Origin of the sequence: Aquibium oceanicum, from assembly GCF_001889605.1 — a bacterium.
GTDB classification, from domain to species: domain Bacteria; phylum Pseudomonadota; class Alphaproteobacteria; order Rhizobiales; family Rhizobiaceae; genus Aquibium; species Aquibium oceanicum.
In genome coordinates this window covers 3,036,732-3,055,051 of sequence record NZ_CP018171.1, presented here as the reverse complement: position 1 = coordinate 3,055,051, position 18,320 = coordinate 3,036,732, and the positions used below count along the sequence as shown (strand labels likewise).

Genomic DNA, 18,320 nt, shown 5'->3' with positions numbered 1-18,320 from the left:
AGGACCAGAATGAAGATCACCTGGCTCGGACATTCGGCATTCCGCATCGAGGCGGGCGAAGCCAAGATCCTGATCGACCCGTTTCTCACCGGAAATCCGTCCTGGGACAAGGGCTGGGAGCAGATATCGGAAGGCGTGACGCATGTGCTCCTGACTCACGGGCACAACGATCACGTCGGGGACGCGGAGGCAATCCTGAAGAAGACGGGGGCGATGCTGGTCGCCAGCTTCGAGATCTGCATGTTCCTGGTCGGCAAGGGCGTCGACCAGAACAAGATCAACCCCGGCAACACCGGCGGCACGGTGGATTGCGGCGGCTTCACCACGACCTTCGTTCAGGCGCTGCATTCCTCGTCCTTCGGCGGCGAGGGTGGACAGAACACGTATCTAGGCAACCCGCTCGGCCTGGTGCTGCATTTCCCGGCCGACAAGACCCTCTACCACATGGGCGATACGGATATCTTTTCCGACATGGGGCTGATCAACGAACTGCACGAGCCGAAGATCGGACTGGTTCCGATCGGCGACCGCTTCACCATGGGCGGCGCGGTGGCCGCGCTCGCCTGCCGCCGCTTCTTCAAGTTCGAGACGGTGATCCCCTGCCACTACGCATCCTTCCCGATTGTCGACCAGAGCGCAGACAAGTTCATCTCGGGCATGGAGGGATCGGGCACGAAGGTCCTGACGCCGAAGGTCGGGGAGGCGTTCGAAGCATAGCCTCCCGCGGCCGACGAGAAGGAGCCCCGGCTACGCGGCGGGCTTCGCGTCCGGGGCTTGCGGTGCTTGTCGGGCGTTGCGCGGCGCCCGCCCTACCGTTATAGCCCGGAGCGGCCGTTTCCAGCCGTTCCGGAGAGTTCCATGTCCGTCGATATCGCCACCGTGAAGCGCGTCGCGCATCTGGCCCGCATCGCCGTCACCGACGAGGACGCCCAGCGCATGACGGGCGAACTCAATGCCATTCTAGGCTTCGTCGAGCAGCTGAACGAGGTCGATGTCTCGGGCGTGGAGCCGATGACGTCGGTCATCCCGATGGATATGAAGAAGCGCGAGGATGTCGTGACCGATGGCGACAAGGCGAACGACATCGTCGCCAACGCGCCCGCCACCGACGAGAATTTCTTCCTCGTGCCGAAGGTGGTCGAGTAGCCGGCATGGCGATCGCGATTTCCGTGGAGAGCCCGCTGCAGGACGCGGTGCGCGTGATGGTCGCCGAACTCAACGCGTACATGATGCCGCTCACGCCGCGCGAGTTCCAGTTTCAGCTGACCGTCGAGCAGATGGCGGAGCCGACGGTGACCGTTCTAATCGCGCGGGACGCGGACGGTCGGGCCGTCGGCATGGCCTCGCTCAAGGACCACGGCGGGGGATTGGGCGAGGTCAAGCGCATGTACACCATGCCGGAGGTGCGCGGACAGCGCGTCGGCTCGCTGCTCCTGCGGCGGATCGAGGCGCTCGCCCGCGAGAAGGGGCTGAACCGGCTCGTGCTCGAGACCGGCGAGGCGCCGGGTTTCGAGCCTGCATGGCGCGTCTACGAGCGCGGCGGCTTCAAGGTCTGCGGCGCCGTTCTCGACTACCCCGATTCCGGCTATTCCCGATTCTACGAGAAGAACCTCATCCGATGACCGATCTGACCAGACTGACGATTTCGCAGGCGCGCGAGAAGCTGCGCGGCAAGGAGATCAAGGCGGCCGAGCTGACGGACGCCTATCTCGCGGCGATCGACGCGGCCAATCCGCAGCTCAACGCCTATGTGGCGGTCACTCCCGAGAAGGCACGCGGGATGGCGAAAGCCTCGGACCAGCGGCTGGGGAAGGGCGAGGGCGGTGCGCTCGAAGGCATTCCGCTCGGCATCAAGGATCTCTTCGGCACCGAGGGCGTGCACACGCAGGCCTGCAGCCACGTGCTCGACGGGTTCCAGCCACGCTACGAATCGACCGTGACGTCGAACCTGTGGGCCGACGGTGCGGTGATGCTGGGCAAGCTCAACATGGACGAGTTCGCCATGGGCTCGTCCAACGAGACGTCCTACTACGGCCCGGTGAAGAACCCGTGGCGGGCGCAGGGATCGAATCTCGACCTGGTGCCCGGAGGCTCGTCCGGCGGATCGGCGGCGTCCGTCTCGGCATGGCTCTGTGCCGGCGCGACCGCGACCGACACGGGCGGCTCGATCCGCCAGCCGGCGGCCCTGACGGGCACGGTCGGCATCAAGCCGACCTACGGCCGCTGCTCGCGCTGGGGCATCGTGGCCTTCGCCTCGTCGCTCGACCAGGCCGGCCCGATCGCCCGCGACGTGCGCGACGCGGCGATCCTCCTGAAGTCGATGGCCTCGGTCGATCCGAAGGACACCACCTCGGTCGACCGGCCGGTGCCGGATTACGAAGCGGCGCTCGGCCAGTCCATCAAGGGCATGCGGATCGGCATTCCTCGGGAATACCGCGTCGACGGCATGCCGGAAGAGATCGAGACGCTGTGGCAGAAGGGCATCGCCTGGATGCGCGACGCGGGCGCGGAGATCGTCGACATCTCGCTGCCGCACACGAAGTATGCCCTGCCGGCCTATTACATCGTCGCGCCAGCGGAAGCCTCCTCGAACCTCGCCCGGTACGACGGCGTGCGCTACGGCCTGCGCGTGCCCGGCAAGGACATTTCCGACATGTACGAGAAGACCCGCGCGGAAGGCTTCGGCCGCGAGGTGAAGCGGCGTATCATGATCGGCACCTACGTGCTTTCGGCAGGATACTACGATGCCTACTACCTGAAGGCGCAGAAGGTGCGCACGCTGATCAAGCGCGACTTCGAGGAGGTCTTCGCAGCGGGCGTCGATGCGATCCTGACGCCGGCCACGCCGTCCGCCGCCTTCGGTATCGCCGATCAGGACATGGCGGCGGATCCGGTGAAGATGTACCTGAACGACATCTTCACCGTGACGGTGAACATGGCAGGACTGCCGGGTATCGCGGTCCCAGCGGGCCTCGACGCCAAGGGCCTTCCGCTCGGGCTCCAGCTCATCGGCAAGCCTTTCGACGAGGAGACCCTGTTCCGCACCGCGCACGTCATCGAGCAGGCGGCCGGCCGGTTCGAGCCGGAGAAGTGGTGGTAGCGATTTCCGGCGCGAGGTTCCGACATTGATCAACGCCCCGCGCCTTTGGCTGGAGCGCGAACTGGAGCGGTTCGCGGGCACGCTGCCGGCCGGTTCGATGGTGCTGGACGCCGGCGCGGGGCGGCAACCCTATCGCGGCCTGTTCGCGCACTGCACCTACGAATCGACGGACTTCGAGCAGGTCGACAAGACCTACGCGTCCAGCACTTATGTCTGCGATCTCGCTGCCATTCCCGTCGAGGACGGCCGGTTCGACGCGGTGGTGTTCACGCAAGTGATGGAGCACCTACCCGACCCGGCCGCGGTGCTACGCGAACTCTACCGGGTGACCAAGCCGGGTGGCGTTCTGTTCTACACTGGCCCGCTCGTCTACGAGGAACACGAGGTTCCCTATGATTTCTATCGCTATACCCAGTTCGGCGTGCGCCACCTGCTGACCGGCGCTGGATTCTCGGTGGAGGAGTTGCGGCCCCTCGACGGGACGCTGTCGACGGTGGCGCATCAATTGCGCTTCGTCTCGCGCCGCCTGCCGTGGAAACCGACGGACTATGCACCGGGCATTGCGGGCGTCCTTTTCATGCTGGCCTTCACGCCTTTTCGCCTGCTCGCCCGCATGATGGCGGGACTGGCGGCGCGCGCGGCGGCGAAATCGCGCTACAATCGCGGCGGAATGCCGATGAACTACCTGGCCATCGCCCGGCGGTGACGCCGCTGCGCGTTGACAGGTTTGCGCGGCACCGGTGCAGTTGCTAGCCTGCGGCCATTGCTGGAGGGGAGAGGCGGATGGCGGTCGACGACTTGCAGAACTTGAGCGATCGGCCGGCGGGCGGCCCGGCGCGCATGACCATCCGCAAGACCGCCGACGGCATCGGCGTCTACAATCCCACCCGGCGCAAGATCGCGCTGGTGCTGTTCCTGATCGTGTGGCTGGCGGGCTGGTCGGTCGGCGAATTCTTTGCCCTCTGGGGGCTATTCGGCAGCAGCAGCCCGTTCGCGGTCGACCTGTTCCTGCTGGTGTGGGTGACCGCCTGGACCTTCGGCGGCCTCGTCGTATGGTCGGTGGTCGCCTGGCAATTGTTCGGTGTCGAAAAGCTGTTCCTGATCGATGGCGGGGCGATCGTCACCGAGCGCGGCTTCGGACCTTTCACGCGTCGGAAGGTCTTTCCCGTCGAAAAGGTGACGGAGGTCGGGTACGCCCCGCCTGCCGCGAAAAGCGCCGCCGACGGTTTCCTGTCGCGCGGAAAAGTGAAGTTCATGGTCGACGGCAAGCCGGCAGGTTTCGGCATCGAGCTCGACGACAAGGAGGCCGGGCAGGTCGTCGACCTCATGCGCCGCTTCATCGAACGGCACACGGTAGAAGCTTCGCCCGCAGACGAGCCCGGCGAGGCCGCCGCCACGGCCTGATTCCGGATCGGCCGCCGCTGCCCGGTTTCCACAGGAGCACCGCGACTTGTTCTTCATCGCTTCGAAAGTGTTTTGGGCGGTCGCCAATCCGCTGAGCCTGACGGCTCTTCTCGTCCTGGCAGGCATTTTGCTGGCGATCGGAGGTTTCAAGCGGCTCTCCGCGATGGCCACCGGCCTCGCGCTTCTGGTCCTCGGCCTCTCGGGCTGGACGACGCTGGGCGCCGTCATGCTGCATCCGCTCGAGGATCGGTTCGCGCGGCCCGCCGAGATGCCGGAACGGGTCGACGGCATCGTAGTGCTCGGCGGCGGCTTCGAGGGAGGCGTGAACCGGGCGAGGGGCGGGTACGAGCTGAATTCAGCGGCTGATCGTTTCGTCGAGACGGCTATCCTGGCGCGGCGCTATCCGCAGGCGACGGTACTGGTGTCGGGCGGAACGGGCGCGCTGTTGCTGAAGGGCGAGGCCGATGCCGAGACCGCTCCGAGGCTTCTCGAAGCGCTGGGTGTCGATGGCGAGCGTCTCGTTCTGGAGGGGCAGTCACGCGACACCTACGAGAACGCGGTCTTTTCCAGGCAACTCGCCGACCCGCAGGAAGGGGAGACGTGGCTCCTGGTGACATCGGCGTTCCACATGCCGCGCTCGGTTGGGCTCTTCCGCGAAGCCGGCTTTCCCGTCGTGCCCTGGCCGGCCGACTACCGCACGGCCGGCGACGAGGGTTTCGGGCTGGCGCGCGACAACGCCTTCGATTCGCTGCAGAACACCGCCATCGCCATGCGCGAGTGGATCGGCCTCATCGCCTACCGGCTGACCGGGAGGACGAAGGTGCTGCTTCCCGCTCCCGGTTGAGCGGCCCGCCGAGTCAGGGCCTCATGCCGCCAGCAGGGCCGCGCGTGCGTCGGAGAAGAACTGGCGCCGGACCAGGACGAACAGGATGAGCATCGTCGTCGCGACCAAGACCAGGGGACCGACGAACCAGCCGAGATAGCCGATGGAGAAGAACAGCCCTCTCAGCCCGGAATTGAAGTGTTTGCCGGCGATCACGTTCATCCGCGCCGCGTGCAACAGGCCGGACTCCATCGAACCCGGCTCGGCGTCCCTGGCCATCGGGACGGCCCCGATCAGGATCGAGCAATAATTGAACAGCCGGTAGGCCCAGCCAAACTTGAAGAAGGTGTAGGCGAGAATCACCATCAGCCCGAGGACCTTCATTTCATAGACCGCCCTGTCCGGCGGCCCGGCGAAAGGAATGTCTCGCAGAAGCGAAAGGACTTCCTCGGACGACTGGAGCAGGGCGAAGCAGCTGCCAAGCGCGATCAGGGCGCTCGAGGCGAAGAAGGCGGTCCCTTGCTGAAGCCCGGTCATGATGCCGGTGTCGATCATGCGCAACTCGCGCTGCGCCATCGTCCGCATCCATTCCTCGCGCTGGAGATTCATGAGCTTCGTCAACGACATGCGGCGCACGAACCGGCCCGACGCGGCCTGCGAGAACATCGCCCACGCCACGACGAATACGCCGAGTGCGAAGGCGTCGTGCCAGTGCAGGGAATCAGCATCCATGGGACCGAGAATACTCCGGCATCGGCAAAAGTTCACGGCTGCCATGCGCCTCCGCCATAGTTTGGTCAAATCGATTAAAAATGTTACCTCTCATTCGTTCCGTTAAGTGCTTGTTTTACCTTGCAGGGGTATGCTGGTCCGCAGGGTGGGCATCTCCCGCGCGCCCTGATCCGGCCTTTTTTGCTGTTGCGAAGGGGGGACGGAGAGGTTACATGCGGGACGTGAATGCGGCGCGGACGGTAACAAGAAGACGGCGCGCCGGGGGCAATCAAACAACGGAAAATCATGGACGATACTGTTCAGAAATCGTGCTGGGGCGTGACCGCCAAGGCGATTTTGGGATTTGCGGGAGTGATCCTCCTTGCGTGGCTGATCGGTGGGGCCGAGACCGTAGCGGTCATCGCGGCGAACTGACAGCCGGAACATGACGGACTTTCGAGGGCGCGGCAGGCAATGCCGCGCCCTCTTCATTTTGGAGAGCCGCGCATGCGCGTGTCGCTTGCGGAGCAGGGCTGGTCGGCCCAGATACGTCCTCGACGCGGTGAAATGCCGAAGAATGCGGCCAGCAGCATCGGACCTCGCGAATGTTTCTCTCGGTCTTCGACCTCTACAAGATCGGCATAGGGCCCTCGAGCTCCCACACGATGGGACCGATGACGGCAGCCGCGCGCTTCCTGGACGAGATCGAGAGCGGCGACTGGCCGCGGCCGAGTGGTGCCGAGGTGGTGCGCATCGGCGTCAGCCTTCACGGCTCGCTGGCCTTCACCGGCGTCGGGCACGGGACCGACCGGGCGGTGATCCTTGGTCTTGCCGGCGAGAAGCCCACCACCATCGATCCCGATCGGATCGACGAGATCCTGGGCAGGATAGCTGCGGAGAAGGCCGTCCATCCGGAAGGTCGGAAGTCCTATCTCTTTGATCCCGCAGTCGATCTCGTGTTCGACAAGTCCTCGCCGCTGCCGGGCCACGCCAACGGCATGGCCTTCGCCGGCTATGATGGCGACGACCGGCTGCTCTTGCGGCGCATCTACTATTCCGTAGGCGGTGGGTTCGTGGTCTCGGAGGAGGAACTGCAGCGCCTGCAGACGCGCAGCGAGCCGGAAGCCGGAGCGGCGGTGCCGCACCCTTTCCGGACAGCGGCCGAAATGCTGACGATGGCCAAGAAGAGCGGTCTTTCCATTGCCGAGATGAAGCGCGCCAACGAGGAGGCGCATCGCGGGCGCGACGAACTCGATGCCGGGCTGGACGGCATCTGGAATGCCATGAACGCCTGTATCGAGCGCGGACTGAACAAGGACGGCATCATGCCCGGCGGCCTGAAGGTTCGCCGCCGCGCCAAAATGCTGTTCGAGCGCATGCAGAACGACTGGAAGGAGAACCGGCCGAACCCGCTGCTCGCCAATGACTGGCTGTCGGTCTACGCCATGGCGGTCAACGAGGAGAACGCGGCGGGCGGCCGCGTGGTCACAGCGCCGACGAACGGCGCCGCCGGCGTGATACCGGCCGTCATCCGCTACTGGCAGCATTTCTTCCCCGACGCGGACCAGGACGACGTGCGCGAGTTCCTGCTCACCTCGGCCGCGATCGGCGGAATCATCAAGCACAACGCCTCGATCTCCGGCGCCGAGGTCGGCTGCCAGGGCGAGGTCGGCTCGGCCTCCGCGATGGCGGCGGCGGGCCTCGCGGCGGTCATGGGCGGCACGCCCGAGCAGATCGAGAACGCCGCCGAAATCGCGCTGGAACATCACCTCGGCATGACCTGCGACCCGGTGGGCGGCCTCGTTCAGGTTCCCTGCATCGAGCGCAACGCGCTGGGCGCGGTAAAGGCGGTGACGGCCGCGTCGCTGGCGCTCAAGGGCGACGGCAGCCATTTCGTGCCGCTCGACGCCGCGGTCGAGACGATGCGCCAGACCGGGCTCGACATGAACGAGAAGTACAAGGAAACCAGCCTTGGCGGCCTGGCGGTCAATGTCGTGGAGTGCTGAGCCCGCGACTGTGGAGAACCCCGCCGCGGCGTTGACCGGGCGGCTCGAAACGCTACACCATCGGCCATGGCCCTGAACCTGGTAAAGCTCTGCGTGGGCGCCGACAGCGTCGAGGATCTCGAGACCTGGATCGAGTTCCGGCGCAACGAGATGCGCCGCGCGGGCGAGACGCCGGAACACCGGCACACCACCCGAATGATCCCGAAACGCCGCGAGGAACTTCTCGACGGCGGGTCGCTCTACTGGGTCATCAAGGGCAACGTCCAGTGCCGCCAGCGGCTGCTGGATATCCGCCCCTTCACCGACGCGGACGGCATCGAGCGCTGCCACCTCGTCTTCGATCCCAAGGTGATCGAGACCGACTGGCAGCCCCGCCGGGCCTTCCAGGGTTGGCGGTATCTGACGGCCGCCGATGCGCCGGCCGATGTCGGGCAGGGCAGGGCGGGCGCGACCGCTCTGCCGTCTGACCTGCGCCGCGAACTGGCCGATCTCGGGCTTCTCTAGCAAACCCCGAAGTCCCCCCGTCGCGAAGACTTCCGCGGCGAATCCGTAGTCTTGCCTATTGTTTTGCGCACCAGCCTTGATGCACGGCGGAAATAAAGGCATCTTGCGATGGGGCGTGGGAGTTTGGGACATTGACGTTCTCGGGGCTAAACGGCTCTCCCGAAAGGCGGCAACGCGGCGCGCACGTGATCGTGTGCGGCAACGAGAAGGGCGGGTCAGGCAAGTCGACCACCGCAATGCACATCGCGGTTGCCCTGCTGCGATCGGGATACTCGGTCGCTACCGTCGATCTTGACGGCCGGCAGCTGACGCTCACCCGCTACGTCGAGAACCGGCGCCGATGGTCGGTCAAGGCGGAACTGTCGCTTCTCGTTCCTCACCATTTCCACGTGCCGCCGGCGCGCAAGGACAGCGTGACGGATGCCGAGAGCGAGGAGTTTCGGCAGCTTTCGGAAGGCCTTGCCGAGATCGAGAGCAGCTACGACTTCGTGGTCGTCGACACGCCGGGCGCCGACACATTCCTCAGCCGGCTGGCGCACCGGATCGCCGATACGCTGATCACGCCGATGAACGACAGCTTCATCGATTTCGACGTGCTGGCGCGTGTCGATCCGGTGAGCAACGAGGTGCTGGAGGTTTCCCAGTACGCTTCGGCCGTGCGCGACGCGCGGCGCGAGCGCCGGCAGACCGACAATCTGATCCTCGACTGGGTGGTGGTCCGCAACCGCATGTCGAACATCACCTCGCGCAACGAACAGAAGATCGATACCTGCCTGAAGAGCCTCGCGGCACAACTCGGGTTCCGTATTGCCGACGGAATCTCCGAGCGCGTGATCTTCCGCGAGTTCTTTCCGATCGGCCTCACCGCCCTCGACGAGTTCGAGGAGCACGTCCTGGCGACCAAGCCGACCTTGTCCCATCTGGCGGCGCGGCAGGAGATTCGCCAGCTCATCTCGGCGCTGCGCTTGCCGACCGACGAGCGCGGGCGCAACCGCGCCGATATCAGGCGCAAATTCGCCGAGGCGACCAGCCGGCCTATTTCACTGCCCGACATCTTCGTCAGCTGACGCGCGAAGACCGGGGGCGGCACCCGGCCGGGGCTTGCATAGCAGTGTGTTGCGCCACATCTTTGCATCGATGAGCAATCACAGAACGCCCACTCCGAGGCGCGAAGAGACGCCCGCCGAACGCGCCGAATCGAGCGGCGGCGAAGTCGCGGCCTTCTTGAAGCAGGTGAAGGAACTCGGCGCGATCTCCGGCGGCGCGAAGGGGCGGCTGGTTCTGGCGATGGACGCCACAATGAGCCGCCAGCCGACCTGGGATCTCGCTTGCCGCCTGCAGGGCGAGATGTTCGAGACGGTCGGCAAGGCGGGCGGCCTCAACGTCCAGCTGGTGTATTTCCGCGGTTTCGGAGAATGCCGCGCGTCGAAGTTCGTGCGCGACACCGACGAACTTACCCGCATCATGACCAGGATCGACTGCCGGGGCGGACACACGCAGATCGGCAAGGTGCTGTCGCACGCGATCAAGGAGAACACGCGGTCCAAGATCGACGCGCTCGTCTACATCGGCGATGCGATGGAGGAGAATGTCGACGATCTCGCCGAGAAGGCAGGCCGGCTCGGTCTGCATGGCGTCCCAGTCTTCGTCTTCCAGGAAGGGCGGGACCCTGGCGCCGAGACCGCATTCAAGGAGATCGCACGGCTGTCGCGCGGCGCATGGTTCCGCTTCGACCAGCGGTCGGCGGCGACGCTGGCGCGTCTGCTGTCATCCATCGCCGTCTTCGCGACCGGTGGGCTGAAGGCGCTGGAGGCACGCGGCAGCGAGTCCGACCGGCTGCTGCTGGAAAACCTGTCTGGAAAGCGCCGCGGTTCCGGGCCATGACCTTCATGTTCTATGCGACCGCCGCCTTCGCAGTCGCATTTCTTCTCCTGCTCGCCTTCGTCCGCGCCGATGCCGCAAAGGTGGCGGGCGCGATCAATGTGGCGGGACCGGTGGTCGTCGGGCTCGGCGGACTGGCGATGCTGCTGCTCGGCCGCGCGGGACTGGCGGGGATCGCACTGTCGGCCGCGGTGGCCTGGTATATGTCAGGCCGCTCGCGTCGCGCCTCCCAGCCGAGCCGCGGCAAGCGCTCCACCGTCAGGACAGCGGCCCTCGAGATGGAACTCGATCACGATACCGGCGGGCTGGAAGGCATCGTCCTTGCGGGACAGTACGAAGGCAAGGTGCTCGGCACGCTCGGCAAGGACGATCTCGTCGCGCTGCATGCGGAGCTTTCGGGAGACGGGGAGAGCCTACAGCTCCTGGAAGCCTATCTTGACAGCCGGTTTCCCGGTTGGCGTGAAGGCGCGGACACGGACGGTGGCCGGCGGGAGCGAGCAGCGCCAAGCGCGGGCGCCATGACTAAGCAGGAGGCCTACCAGATCCTTGGTCTTGAAGCGGGTGCCAGCACGGCCGACATCCGAAAGGCGCATCGCCGCCTTATGAAGAGCCTGCACCCCGACCTCGGTGGGTCCGACTTCCTTGCGGCGCGGATCAACGAAGCCAAGGATGTCCTGCTGAATAGTCATTGAAGAAGTCTCCGTCGACTCAAGCACATTTCCGGGAGACCGGGGCGCGGACGCCCCGGATTTGAACGCTTCTTACTGCTGCTGCACCGCGTAGCAGTCGATTCTCTTCTTTTTGAGGGCGGAACAGGCATCGAATGCCGCCGTCTTGGTGGTGAAGCCGCCGAACCGGGCGCGGTGGTAGACGTTGCCCTTGAGCTCGAAGAGCTCGGTGAAAGGCGAAGCGCCCGCCAGGATCGATCCCGCCCGCTGGCTGGTCTGGCTCAGCACCGACAGGGCCTGCTGCTTGCTGGGCGTGGAGGCGACCTGCACGACCCAGCCGCCCGACGGCGTCGAAGCGGTGTTCACGGGATCGATGTCGCCCTGTCCGATGCCTTCTTCAACCATCTCGGCCACTTCGGCCTGGGTCGGGGTGACGGCCTCTTCGGGATCGGCATAAGCCGTCACGACCTCGATCGGCGTGGGACGGAATTCCGGGGTCGGCACGTCCACCTTCGGCAGCGCGATGCCGGCGATGGCGACCGGACCGCCCTTGTTGACGACGCGTCCGGCGACGACAGGGCCGGTATCCCGCGTGGAGGCCTTCGGAAGATACTTCCTGATCAGTTCCGCCATGTGGGCGTCGCGGCTGGCGCCGGTGTTGCCGCCCATGACGACCGCCACGAGGCTCTTGCCGCCCGTCTTCACCGACGAGACCAGATTGAAGCCTGATGCGCGGATGTAGCCGGTCTTGATGCCATCGACGCCCTTCACGCGGCCGAGCAACTTGTTGTGATTGCCCATGCGCGTCTTGCCGAAGGTGAAGGAGCGGGTGGAAAAATACGAGTAGTACTGCGGATAGTGCTCACGCAAGGCAATGCCGAGGGTCGCCATGTCACGGGCGGTGGTCTTCTGCTCGCCGTTGGGCAGGCCCGACGCATTGCGGAACGTCGTGGATCGCATACCGAGCTGGCGTGCCTTCGCCGTCATCAGGCGGGCAAAGCCCATCTCGCTGCCGCCAAGCATCTCGCCCAGGGCGGCGGCCGCATCGTTGGCCGACTTGGTGACCAGTGCATAGATGGCCGTTTCGACCGTGATCGAGTTGCCGGCCCGGACACCGAGCTTCGTCGGCGGCTGTGCCGCAGCATGGGCGGAGAACGGAACCCGTGTCTGCTTGTTGATGCGCCCGGCCTGCATGGCCTCGAACACCATGTATAGCGTCATCATCTTGGTCAGGGAGGCGGGAAAGCGGGGCTCCTCGGCATGCGAGGAGAACAGGGTCTTGCCGGTGTTGGCATCGACCACGATGGCCGCGTACTTGCCGGCCCAGGCCGGAGCCGCCGCGACACTCGTCGCGACCGCCACGATCATGGCGATCAGCATGTTGGCGGGGGAGAATCTGCGGGAATGAGCTTTGGTTGACTGACGCACTGTCACACCTTCGAAGTCTTCTTATTGAGGCTCTACGGCTTGGCACCGCTGTTCGTGTAGAAACGGTAGGGGGACGTCGTTACCAATCCGTTTAAGGTAACCGGTTTCTTTCCCGAATCGGGAGGATTTGGGGCGTATTCGAGCCAATGCCGCGGCATGGCAGCATCGTTTGCGTTGACTTTTTGTGCACTGCACACTATCAAGATGCGCCGCACAACGGGCGATCACCCCTTCCGACAATCAGCTACGCGAGGACCGAGGACATGCTTTCGTTCGAAGACGCCAACAAGTTTGGCAAGGAGTTCATGGATACGAGCCTCAAGAGCGTCGCTGCCCTTTCCAAGGGCGCGCAGTCGATCACCGCGGAGGCGACCGAGTACTCCAAGAAGTCGGTAGAAGCCGGCAGCGCGACGCTCGAGAAGCTGTTTGCGTCGAAGTCGCTGGACAAGGCGGTCGAGGTCCAGACCGACTATGCGCGCCAGGCCTACGAGGCCTTCGTGGCCGAGACCACCAAGATGGGCGAACTTTTCGCCGACATGGCGAAAGATGCGTTCCAGCCCTTCGAATCAGTTATGAAGAGCTCGAAGTAGGCATTTTCCTTCGAGGCGGGGACGGCGCACCGCAAGGTGCGCATGGCAGCCCGGTCGCGTTGCGCGGCCGGGCTTTCGTGCTTTCAGGCGGCGGCTGCGTCGCGCGGATGACGAAAAAATCCCGGTCCTGAGGATTCCCTCCATATTGTCAGCGCGAAAGAACACCTTAAAATCTGGAGACGAGCGCCTACATTGAGCATTCTCTCAGATGACCGGGACAAGGAACAGCTGGACTTGAAGACGGGTGGGGTAGCCATGGCAAACCACACAAGGCGAGCGCAGGGCGACGACGAGCGGTCGAACACACCCGGGCGTGGCACCGCCGTCATCACGCGGACCAAGCCGAAGACCAAGAAGCCCAGCCTGTATCGCGTGTTGATCCTCAACGACGACTACACGCCGATGGAATTCGTCGTCCACATCCTGGAACGGTTTTTCCAGAAGGACAGGGAGGCGGCGACACGGATCATGCTCCACGTTCACAATCACGGGGTTGGGGAATGCGGGGTCTATACATTCGAGGTCGCCGAGACCAAAGTGTCGCAAGTCATGGATTTTGCCCGTCAGCATCAGCACCCGCTGCAATGCGTGATGGAGAAGAAGTGAGGTACTGAATGCCGGCTTTCTCCCAAGGCCTGGAACGGGCGCTGCACCAGGCGCTCACCTTTGCCAACGAGCGTCACCACGAATACGCGACGCTCGAACACCTCCTGTTGTCGCTCATCGAGGATACTGACGCGGCCGCCGTCATGCGCGCCTGCAACGTTGATCTCGACGAGTTGCGGCAGACCGTCCTCAGCTACATCGATACGGAACTGGACAACCTCGTCACCGGCTACGACGAGGATTCCAAACCGACCGCCGGTTTCCAGCGCGTCATCCAGCGCGCCGTGATCCACGTGCAATCCTCCGGTCGCGAGGAAGTCTCGGGCGCCAACGTGCTCGTGGCGATCTTCGCCGAGCGCGAGAGCCATGCCGCCTATTTCCTGCAGGAACAACAGATGACGCGCTACGACGCCGTCAACTACATTTCGCACGGGATAGCCAAGCGTCCTGGCGCGACGGAAACGCGTCCGCCACGGGGTGCCGAGGACGACCAGCCGGGCCAGGCAGGTCCTGAGCCGGAGGAGGGCGGCAAGAAGAAGCAGCAGCAGGACGCGCTGACGGCCTACTGCGTCAACCTCAACGCGAAGGCCAAGTCGGGCCGAATCGACCCGCTGATCGGCCGCGAGAACGAGATCAACCGCACCATCCAGGTGCTGTGTCGCCGTTCCAAGAACAACCCGCTCTATGTGGGCGATCCGGGCGTCGGCAAGACGGCGATCGCCGAAGGCCTGGCCAAGCGCATCGTCGAGGGCGAGGTGCCGGGCGTGCTGGCCAATGCCACGATCTTCGCGCTCGACATGGGCACGCTGCTCGCCGGCACCCGCTATCGCGGCGACTTCGAGGAGCGGCTGAAGCAGGTCGTAAAGGAACTCGAGGATTATCCCGGCGCGGTGCTGTTCATCGACGAGATTCATACGGTGATCGGCGCCGGCGCGACGTCGGGCGGCGCCATGGATGCGTCGAACCTGTTGAAGCCGGCGCTTTCCTCGGGAGCGATCCGCTGCATCGGCTCGACCACCTACAAGGAGTTCCGCCAGTTCTTCGAGAAGGACCGCGCGCTGGTGCGGCGCTTCCAGAAGATCGACGTGAACGAGCCGTCGCTCGACGATGCGATCGCGATCATGAAGGGGCTGAAGCCCTATTATGAGGACTTCCACAAGGTGAAGTTCACCAACGACGCCATCAAGGCGGCGGTGGAGCTGTCGTCGCGCTACATCAACGACCGCAAGCTGCCCGACAAGGCGATCGACGTGATCGACGAGACGGGTGCGTCGCAGATGCTTCTGCCGGAGAGCCGGCGCAAGAAGACCATCAGTGTCAAGGAGATCGAGGCTACGATCGCCACGATGGCCCGCATCCCGCCCAAGACGGTCTCGGCCGACGACGAGAAGGTCTTGGCCAATCTGGACCAGGAACTGAAGAGCGTTGTCTACGGGCAGGACACCGCGATCACCGCGCTCGCTTCGGCGATCAAGCTTGCCCGTGCCGGCCTTCGGGAACCGGAAAAGCCGATCGGGTCGTACCTGTTCTCGGGTCCGACCGGCGTCGGCAAGACCGAGGTCGCCAAGCAATTGGCGTCGTCGCTCGGCGTCGAGCTCCTGCGCTTCGACATGTCGGAGTACATGGAGCGGCATACCGTGTCTCGACTGATCGGTGCGCCTCCCGGCTATGTCGGCTTCGACCAGGGCGGCCTGCTGACTGACGGCGTCGACCAGCATCCGCACTGCGTGCTTCTGCTCGACGAGGTCGAGAAGGCGCATCCGGACCTGTTCAACATCCTGCTGCAGGTGATGGATCACGGCAAGCTGACGGACCATAACGGCAAGCAGATCGACTTCCGCAACGTCATCCTGATCATGACGACCAATGCGGGAGCCGCCGAGGCGCAGAAGGCGGCGATCGGCTTCGGATCGACCAAGCGCGAGGGCGACGACGTGGAGGCGATCAACCGCCTGTTCACGCCGGAGTTCCGCAACCGGCTCGATGCGATCATCCCGTTCGGCTCACTGCCGGTGCCGGTGGTGCATCAGGTGGTGCAGAAGTTCGTCATGCAGCTGGAAGCGCAGCTTTCCGAACGCGGGGTCACCTTCGACCTCTCGCCGGAGGCGATCGCCTGGCTCGCCGACAAGGGCTATGACGAGCGCATGGGCGCGCGCCCGCTCGGACGCGTCATCCAGGAGCACATCAAGAAGCCCCTGGCGGAAGAGGTGTTGTTCGGCAAGCTCAAGAAGGGCGGCACGGTGCGCGTCACCGTCGAGACCGTCGAGGGCGGCACGACCGGCCTGAAGCTCGAGACGATCGCCGACGAGACCCCGGTGCGGCCGAAGAAGGAGAACCCCGAAGGCCGTCCGGCGCCGCGCAAGCCGAAGGCCAAGAAGGCAAAGCCGGCCAAGGCCGCCGCGAAGCCGAAGGGACCGACGGGCGAGAAGGATGCGCCCAAGCGCAGCCTGGTGCCGCAGCTGCCGCGCAAGAACTGAGGCATTCCGCGACCCGCGGTGACGAAAACGAGGCCCGGCAGGTTTTTCACCCGCCGGGCCTTTTCCTTGGCTCTCCCGCCATCGGCCGGCATATTCGATGCTGGTGCAATATCCCGGCCGCTATTGGCTTCGCCACGGCAAGGACCCTGTGCTAAGCGCGCATCATGGTTGAGAACGAACCCCGATCATCGGCTGCCGTCGCGGGCGAGGGGCGTCGCTGGTTCCTGCGCGGCGCTGCGGCGGCATTCTCGATACCAGGCCTCATCCTGGCCAGCGCCTTCGTCGGCTTCGCGGGGCTCGCCAAGGCGTCCGGCCTAACAGTCGTCGAGACGGTGTTCATGACAGCCGTCGTGTGGGCGCTGCCGGCGAAGGTCGTGCTCATCGGGGCGATCCTGTCGAAATCGTCGATCTTCGCAGCGGCCTTCGCGGTGGCGCTCTCGTCGGTTCGGCTCATGCCGATGGTCGTGGCGCTAGTACCCGAGATGCGGGTCGAGAAGACCCGTCCCTGGGTACTCTATGCCCTGTCGCATTTCGTGGCGGTGACCTCCTGGGTGCTGGCGCTCGAACGCTTCCGCGACGTGCCGCCGGAAAGGCGCACCATCTTCTATGCCGGCCTCGGCGGGACGCTGGTGGCGGGCAACATGACCGTCGTCACGGTCGTCTACCTTGTCGCCGACACGCTGCCGCCCGCGGCTTCGGCCGCACTTTTTCTGCTCACGCCCATGTACTTCCTCACCTCGCTCTGGGGTTCGGCGCGGGAGAGTGCGGCGCATGTGGCGATGGTGCTCGGCCTTGGGCTCGGGCCGCTGTTCCACGTGCTCGTGCCGGGCTTCGATCTGCTCGCGGCCGGCCTCATCGGCGGTGGAGCGGCTTATGGATGGCACCGGTTTTCCCGGCGGAGCCGCCCCGCATGAGCTTCGACAGCATCGATGCCTGGTGGTGGCCTTTTCTGTTCATCCTCGTGGCGGGATGGCTGGCGACCGATTCCTGGCGCTTCCTCGGCGTCTATCTCGGCGGGCGGATCTCCGACGATTCGGACATCCTGGTGCTGGTGCGCGCCGTGGCGACCGCGCTGGTCGCGGCCGTCATCGCGAACCTCGTGATGTTTCCGGGCGGCGCGCTTGCCGCAACGCCGGTGCCGCTGAGGCTGGCAGCGGCGGCGGCCGGCTTCGCCGCCTATCTGCTGCTCGGACGGAAGATCGTCATCGGCATCGCGGCGGCCGAGGCCGTGTTCATCGCCGGGTACTTTGCGCTGGGCCTGTGACCGCTCAGCCTTCGGTCAGCGCGGCCTTTATCTTTTCCGCATTCGCTTCAAGCGAGGCCTTGTCCGCCATCTCGCCCGTGTGCGGGCGCAGCGACACGCCTTCGTGGCGCGGCAGGATGTGGACGTGGAGGTGGAAGACGACCTGCCCGCCGGCGGGCTCGTTGAACTGCTGGACCGTGATGCCGTGGGCCGAGAACGCCTTCATGACGGCGCGCGCCAGCTTCTGCACGGTGCGCATGACGGCCGCCAGGCTGTCGTGATCGACGTCCAGGATGTTGCGCGACGGATGTTTAGGGATCACCAGGCAATGGCCGTCGGCGCGCGGCATGATGTCCATGAAGGCGAAGGTCGCGTCGTCCTCGTAAAGCTTGTAGCAGGGCATCTCGCCGCGCAGGATCTTTGCGAAGACGTTCTGGTCGTCATAGGCGCTCTGGCTCATCGGGTCCTCGTGCGGTACGCATGGAAGGCCGCATGTTTCGTCGCTACGATCGGCCCCGTCAACCTCGCCCCGAGCAGTGGAGTGCGGTCGTGAATTATGTCTTCCTGGCTATCGCCATCGTCTTCGAGGTTCTCGCCACGACGGCGCTCAAGCAGTCGTATGGCTTCACGCGCCTGTGGCCTTCCTTGGCGACGGTCGCGGGGTACGGGCTGGCCTTCTACTTCCTGTCGCTGCCGCTGAGGGTGCTGCCGGTCGGCGTCGTCTACGCGCTGTGGTCGGGCTTCGGTATCCTGTTCATCACCGCGATCGGATGGTTCTGGTTCCGCCAATCCCTCGATTTGGCGGCGATCGTGGGCATCGGGCTCATCCTCGCCGGCGTGCTGGTCGTGAACCTGTTCTCCCGGTCAATCGTCCACTGA

The 18,320-nt window shown here is 65.1% G+C and carries 22 protein-coding genes; 19 read left to right on the top strand and 3 right to left on the bottom strand.

The window, feature by feature from the left end; all coding sequences use genetic code 11:
* The first annotated feature begins 9 nt into the window (after positions 1-9).
* The 7 genes from BSQ44_RS14915 (at position 10) to BSQ44_RS14885 (ending at position 5,348) form a co-directional block, all read left to right on the top strand.
* Positions 10-717, top strand: coding sequence for a metal-dependent hydrolase (locus tag BSQ44_RS14915; RefSeq protein ID WP_072605542.1), 708 nt, complete (start codon positions 10-12; stop codon positions 715-717).
* Positions 718-858: 141 nt separating this feature from the next.
* On the top strand, positions 859-1,146 hold the full coding sequence (gene gatC, locus BSQ44_RS14910) for an Asp-tRNA(Asn)/Glu-tRNA(Gln) amidotransferase subunit GatC (protein ID WP_072605540.1): 288 nt from the start codon (positions 859-861) through the stop codon (positions 1,144-1,146).
* Positions 1,147-1,151: 5 nt separating this feature from the next.
* On the top strand, positions 1,152-1,622 hold the full coding sequence (locus BSQ44_RS14905; RefSeq protein ID WP_072605538.1) for a GNAT family N-acetyltransferase: 471 nt from the start codon (positions 1,152-1,154) through the stop codon (positions 1,620-1,622).
* Entirely contained in the window at positions 1,619-3,100 is a 1,482-nt protein-coding gene (gene gatA / locus BSQ44_RS14900) for an Asp-tRNA(Asn)/Glu-tRNA(Gln) amidotransferase subunit GatA (RefSeq protein ID WP_072605536.1), read from the top strand. The genes BSQ44_RS14905 and gatA overlap by 4 nt, the downstream gene beginning before the upstream one ends.
* A gap of 25 nt (positions 3,101-3,125) precedes the next feature.
* On the top strand, positions 3,126-3,806 hold the full coding sequence (locus BSQ44_RS14895) for a class I SAM-dependent methyltransferase (RefSeq protein ID WP_072605533.1): 681 nt from the start codon (positions 3,126-3,128) through the stop codon (positions 3,804-3,806).
* Between the two features lie 77 nt (positions 3,807-3,883).
* Positions 3,884-4,504, top strand: a complete 621-nt coding sequence (locus BSQ44_RS14890) for a hypothetical protein (protein ID WP_072605531.1) — start codon at positions 3,884-3,886, stop codon at positions 4,502-4,504.
* Positions 4,505-4,550: 46 nt separating this feature from the next.
* Positions 4,551-5,348, top strand: coding sequence for a YdcF family protein (locus BSQ44_RS14885; protein ID WP_072605528.1), 798 nt, complete (start codon positions 4,551-4,553; stop codon positions 5,346-5,348).
* A 21-nt stretch (positions 5,349-5,369) separates the two neighbouring features.
* On the opposite strand, the gene BSQ44_RS14880 is transcribed toward BSQ44_RS14885, so the two are convergent.
* Entirely contained in the window at positions 5,370-6,059 is a 690-nt protein-coding gene (locus tag BSQ44_RS14880) for a DUF599 domain-containing protein (protein ID WP_072605526.1), read from the bottom strand.
* 285 nt (positions 6,060-6,344) lie between these two features.
* On the opposite strand from BSQ44_RS14880, the gene BSQ44_RS27760 reads away from it, so the two are divergent.
* The 6 genes from BSQ44_RS27760 (at position 6,345) to BSQ44_RS14855 (ending at position 11,121) form a co-directional block, all read left to right on the top strand.
* Positions 6,345-6,473, top strand: a complete 129-nt coding sequence (locus tag BSQ44_RS27760) for a hypothetical protein (RefSeq protein WP_256381700.1) — start codon at positions 6,345-6,347, stop codon at positions 6,471-6,473.
* A 170-nt stretch (positions 6,474-6,643) separates the two neighbouring features.
* A complete protein-coding gene (locus BSQ44_RS14875) occupies positions 6,644-8,044 on the top strand; it encodes an L-serine ammonia-lyase (RefSeq protein WP_072605524.1) in 1,401 nt (466 codons plus the stop codon).
* 66 nt (positions 8,045-8,110) lie between these two features.
* Positions 8,111-8,548 carry a DUF1489 family protein gene (locus tag BSQ44_RS14870; RefSeq protein ID WP_072605522.1) on the top strand — a complete coding sequence of 146 codons (438 nt, stop codon included), beginning with the start codon at positions 8,111-8,113 and terminating at the stop codon, positions 8,546-8,548.
* A 131-nt stretch (positions 8,549-8,679) separates the two neighbouring features.
* A complete protein-coding gene (locus BSQ44_RS14865) occupies positions 8,680-9,615 on the top strand; it encodes a division plane positioning ATPase MipZ (protein WP_072605520.1) in 936 nt (311 codons plus the stop codon).
* Between the two features lie 70 nt (positions 9,616-9,685).
* The gene (locus BSQ44_RS14860; protein ID WP_072608081.1) at positions 9,686-10,432 is read left to right on the top strand and encodes a vWA domain-containing protein; all 747 of its coding nucleotides are present in this window, start codon (positions 9,686-9,688) and stop codon (positions 10,430-10,432) included.
* Positions 10,429-11,121, top strand: a complete 693-nt coding sequence (locus tag BSQ44_RS14855; RefSeq protein ID WP_083534759.1) for a DnaJ domain-containing protein — start codon at positions 10,429-10,431, stop codon at positions 11,119-11,121. The genes BSQ44_RS14860 and BSQ44_RS14855 overlap by 4 nt, the downstream gene beginning before the upstream one ends.
* Before the next feature lie 69 nt (positions 11,122-11,190).
* Here the strand turns inward: BSQ44_RS14855 and BSQ44_RS14850 are convergent, their stop codons facing one another.
* On the bottom strand, positions 11,191-12,525 hold the full coding sequence (locus BSQ44_RS14850) for a D-alanyl-D-alanine carboxypeptidase family protein (RefSeq protein ID WP_072605517.1): 1,335 nt from the start codon (positions 12,523-12,525) through the stop codon (positions 11,191-11,193).
* A gap of 263 nt (positions 12,526-12,788) precedes the next feature.
* Between BSQ44_RS14850 and BSQ44_RS14845 the strand changes: the two genes are divergently transcribed.
* The 5 genes from BSQ44_RS14845 (at position 12,789) to BSQ44_RS14825 (ending at position 17,462) form a co-directional block, all read left to right on the top strand.
* Positions 12,789-13,115, top strand: a complete 327-nt coding sequence (locus tag BSQ44_RS14845; RefSeq protein WP_072605515.1) for a phasin family protein — start codon at positions 12,789-12,791, stop codon at positions 13,113-13,115.
* 255 nt (positions 13,116-13,370) lie between these two features.
* On the top strand, positions 13,371-13,721 hold the full coding sequence (gene clpS, locus BSQ44_RS14840; RefSeq protein WP_072608079.1) for an ATP-dependent Clp protease adapter ClpS: 351 nt from the start codon (positions 13,371-13,373) through the stop codon (positions 13,719-13,721).
* 8 nt (positions 13,722-13,729) lie between these two features.
* A complete protein-coding gene (clpA, locus tag BSQ44_RS14835) occupies positions 13,730-16,198 on the top strand; it encodes an ATP-dependent Clp protease ATP-binding subunit ClpA (RefSeq protein ID WP_072605512.1) in 2,469 nt (822 codons plus the stop codon).
* Between the two features lie 164 nt (positions 16,199-16,362).
* Positions 16,363-17,112 carry an AzlC family ABC transporter permease gene (locus BSQ44_RS14830; RefSeq protein WP_072605510.1) on the top strand — a complete coding sequence of 250 codons (750 nt, stop codon included), beginning with the start codon at positions 16,363-16,365 and terminating at the stop codon, positions 17,110-17,112.
* Positions 17,109-17,462, top strand: coding sequence for an AzlD domain-containing protein (locus tag BSQ44_RS14825; RefSeq protein WP_072605508.1), 354 nt, complete (start codon positions 17,109-17,111; stop codon positions 17,460-17,462). The genes BSQ44_RS14830 and BSQ44_RS14825 overlap by 4 nt, the downstream gene beginning before the upstream one ends.
* A gap of 4 nt (positions 17,463-17,466) precedes the next feature.
* On the opposite strand, the gene BSQ44_RS14820 is transcribed toward BSQ44_RS14825, so the two are convergent.
* Positions 17,467-17,901 (bottom strand): HIT family protein, encoded by a 435-nt coding sequence (locus tag BSQ44_RS14820; RefSeq protein WP_072605506.1) that lies wholly within the window; start codon positions 17,899-17,901, stop codon positions 17,467-17,469.
* Between the two features lie 32 nt (positions 17,902-17,933).
* Here BSQ44_RS14820 and BSQ44_RS14815 point away from each other — a divergent pair, with 32 nt between their 5' ends.
* Positions 17,934-18,320, top strand: a complete 387-nt coding sequence (locus BSQ44_RS14815) for a DMT family transporter (protein WP_083534758.1) — start codon at positions 17,934-17,936, stop codon at positions 18,318-18,320.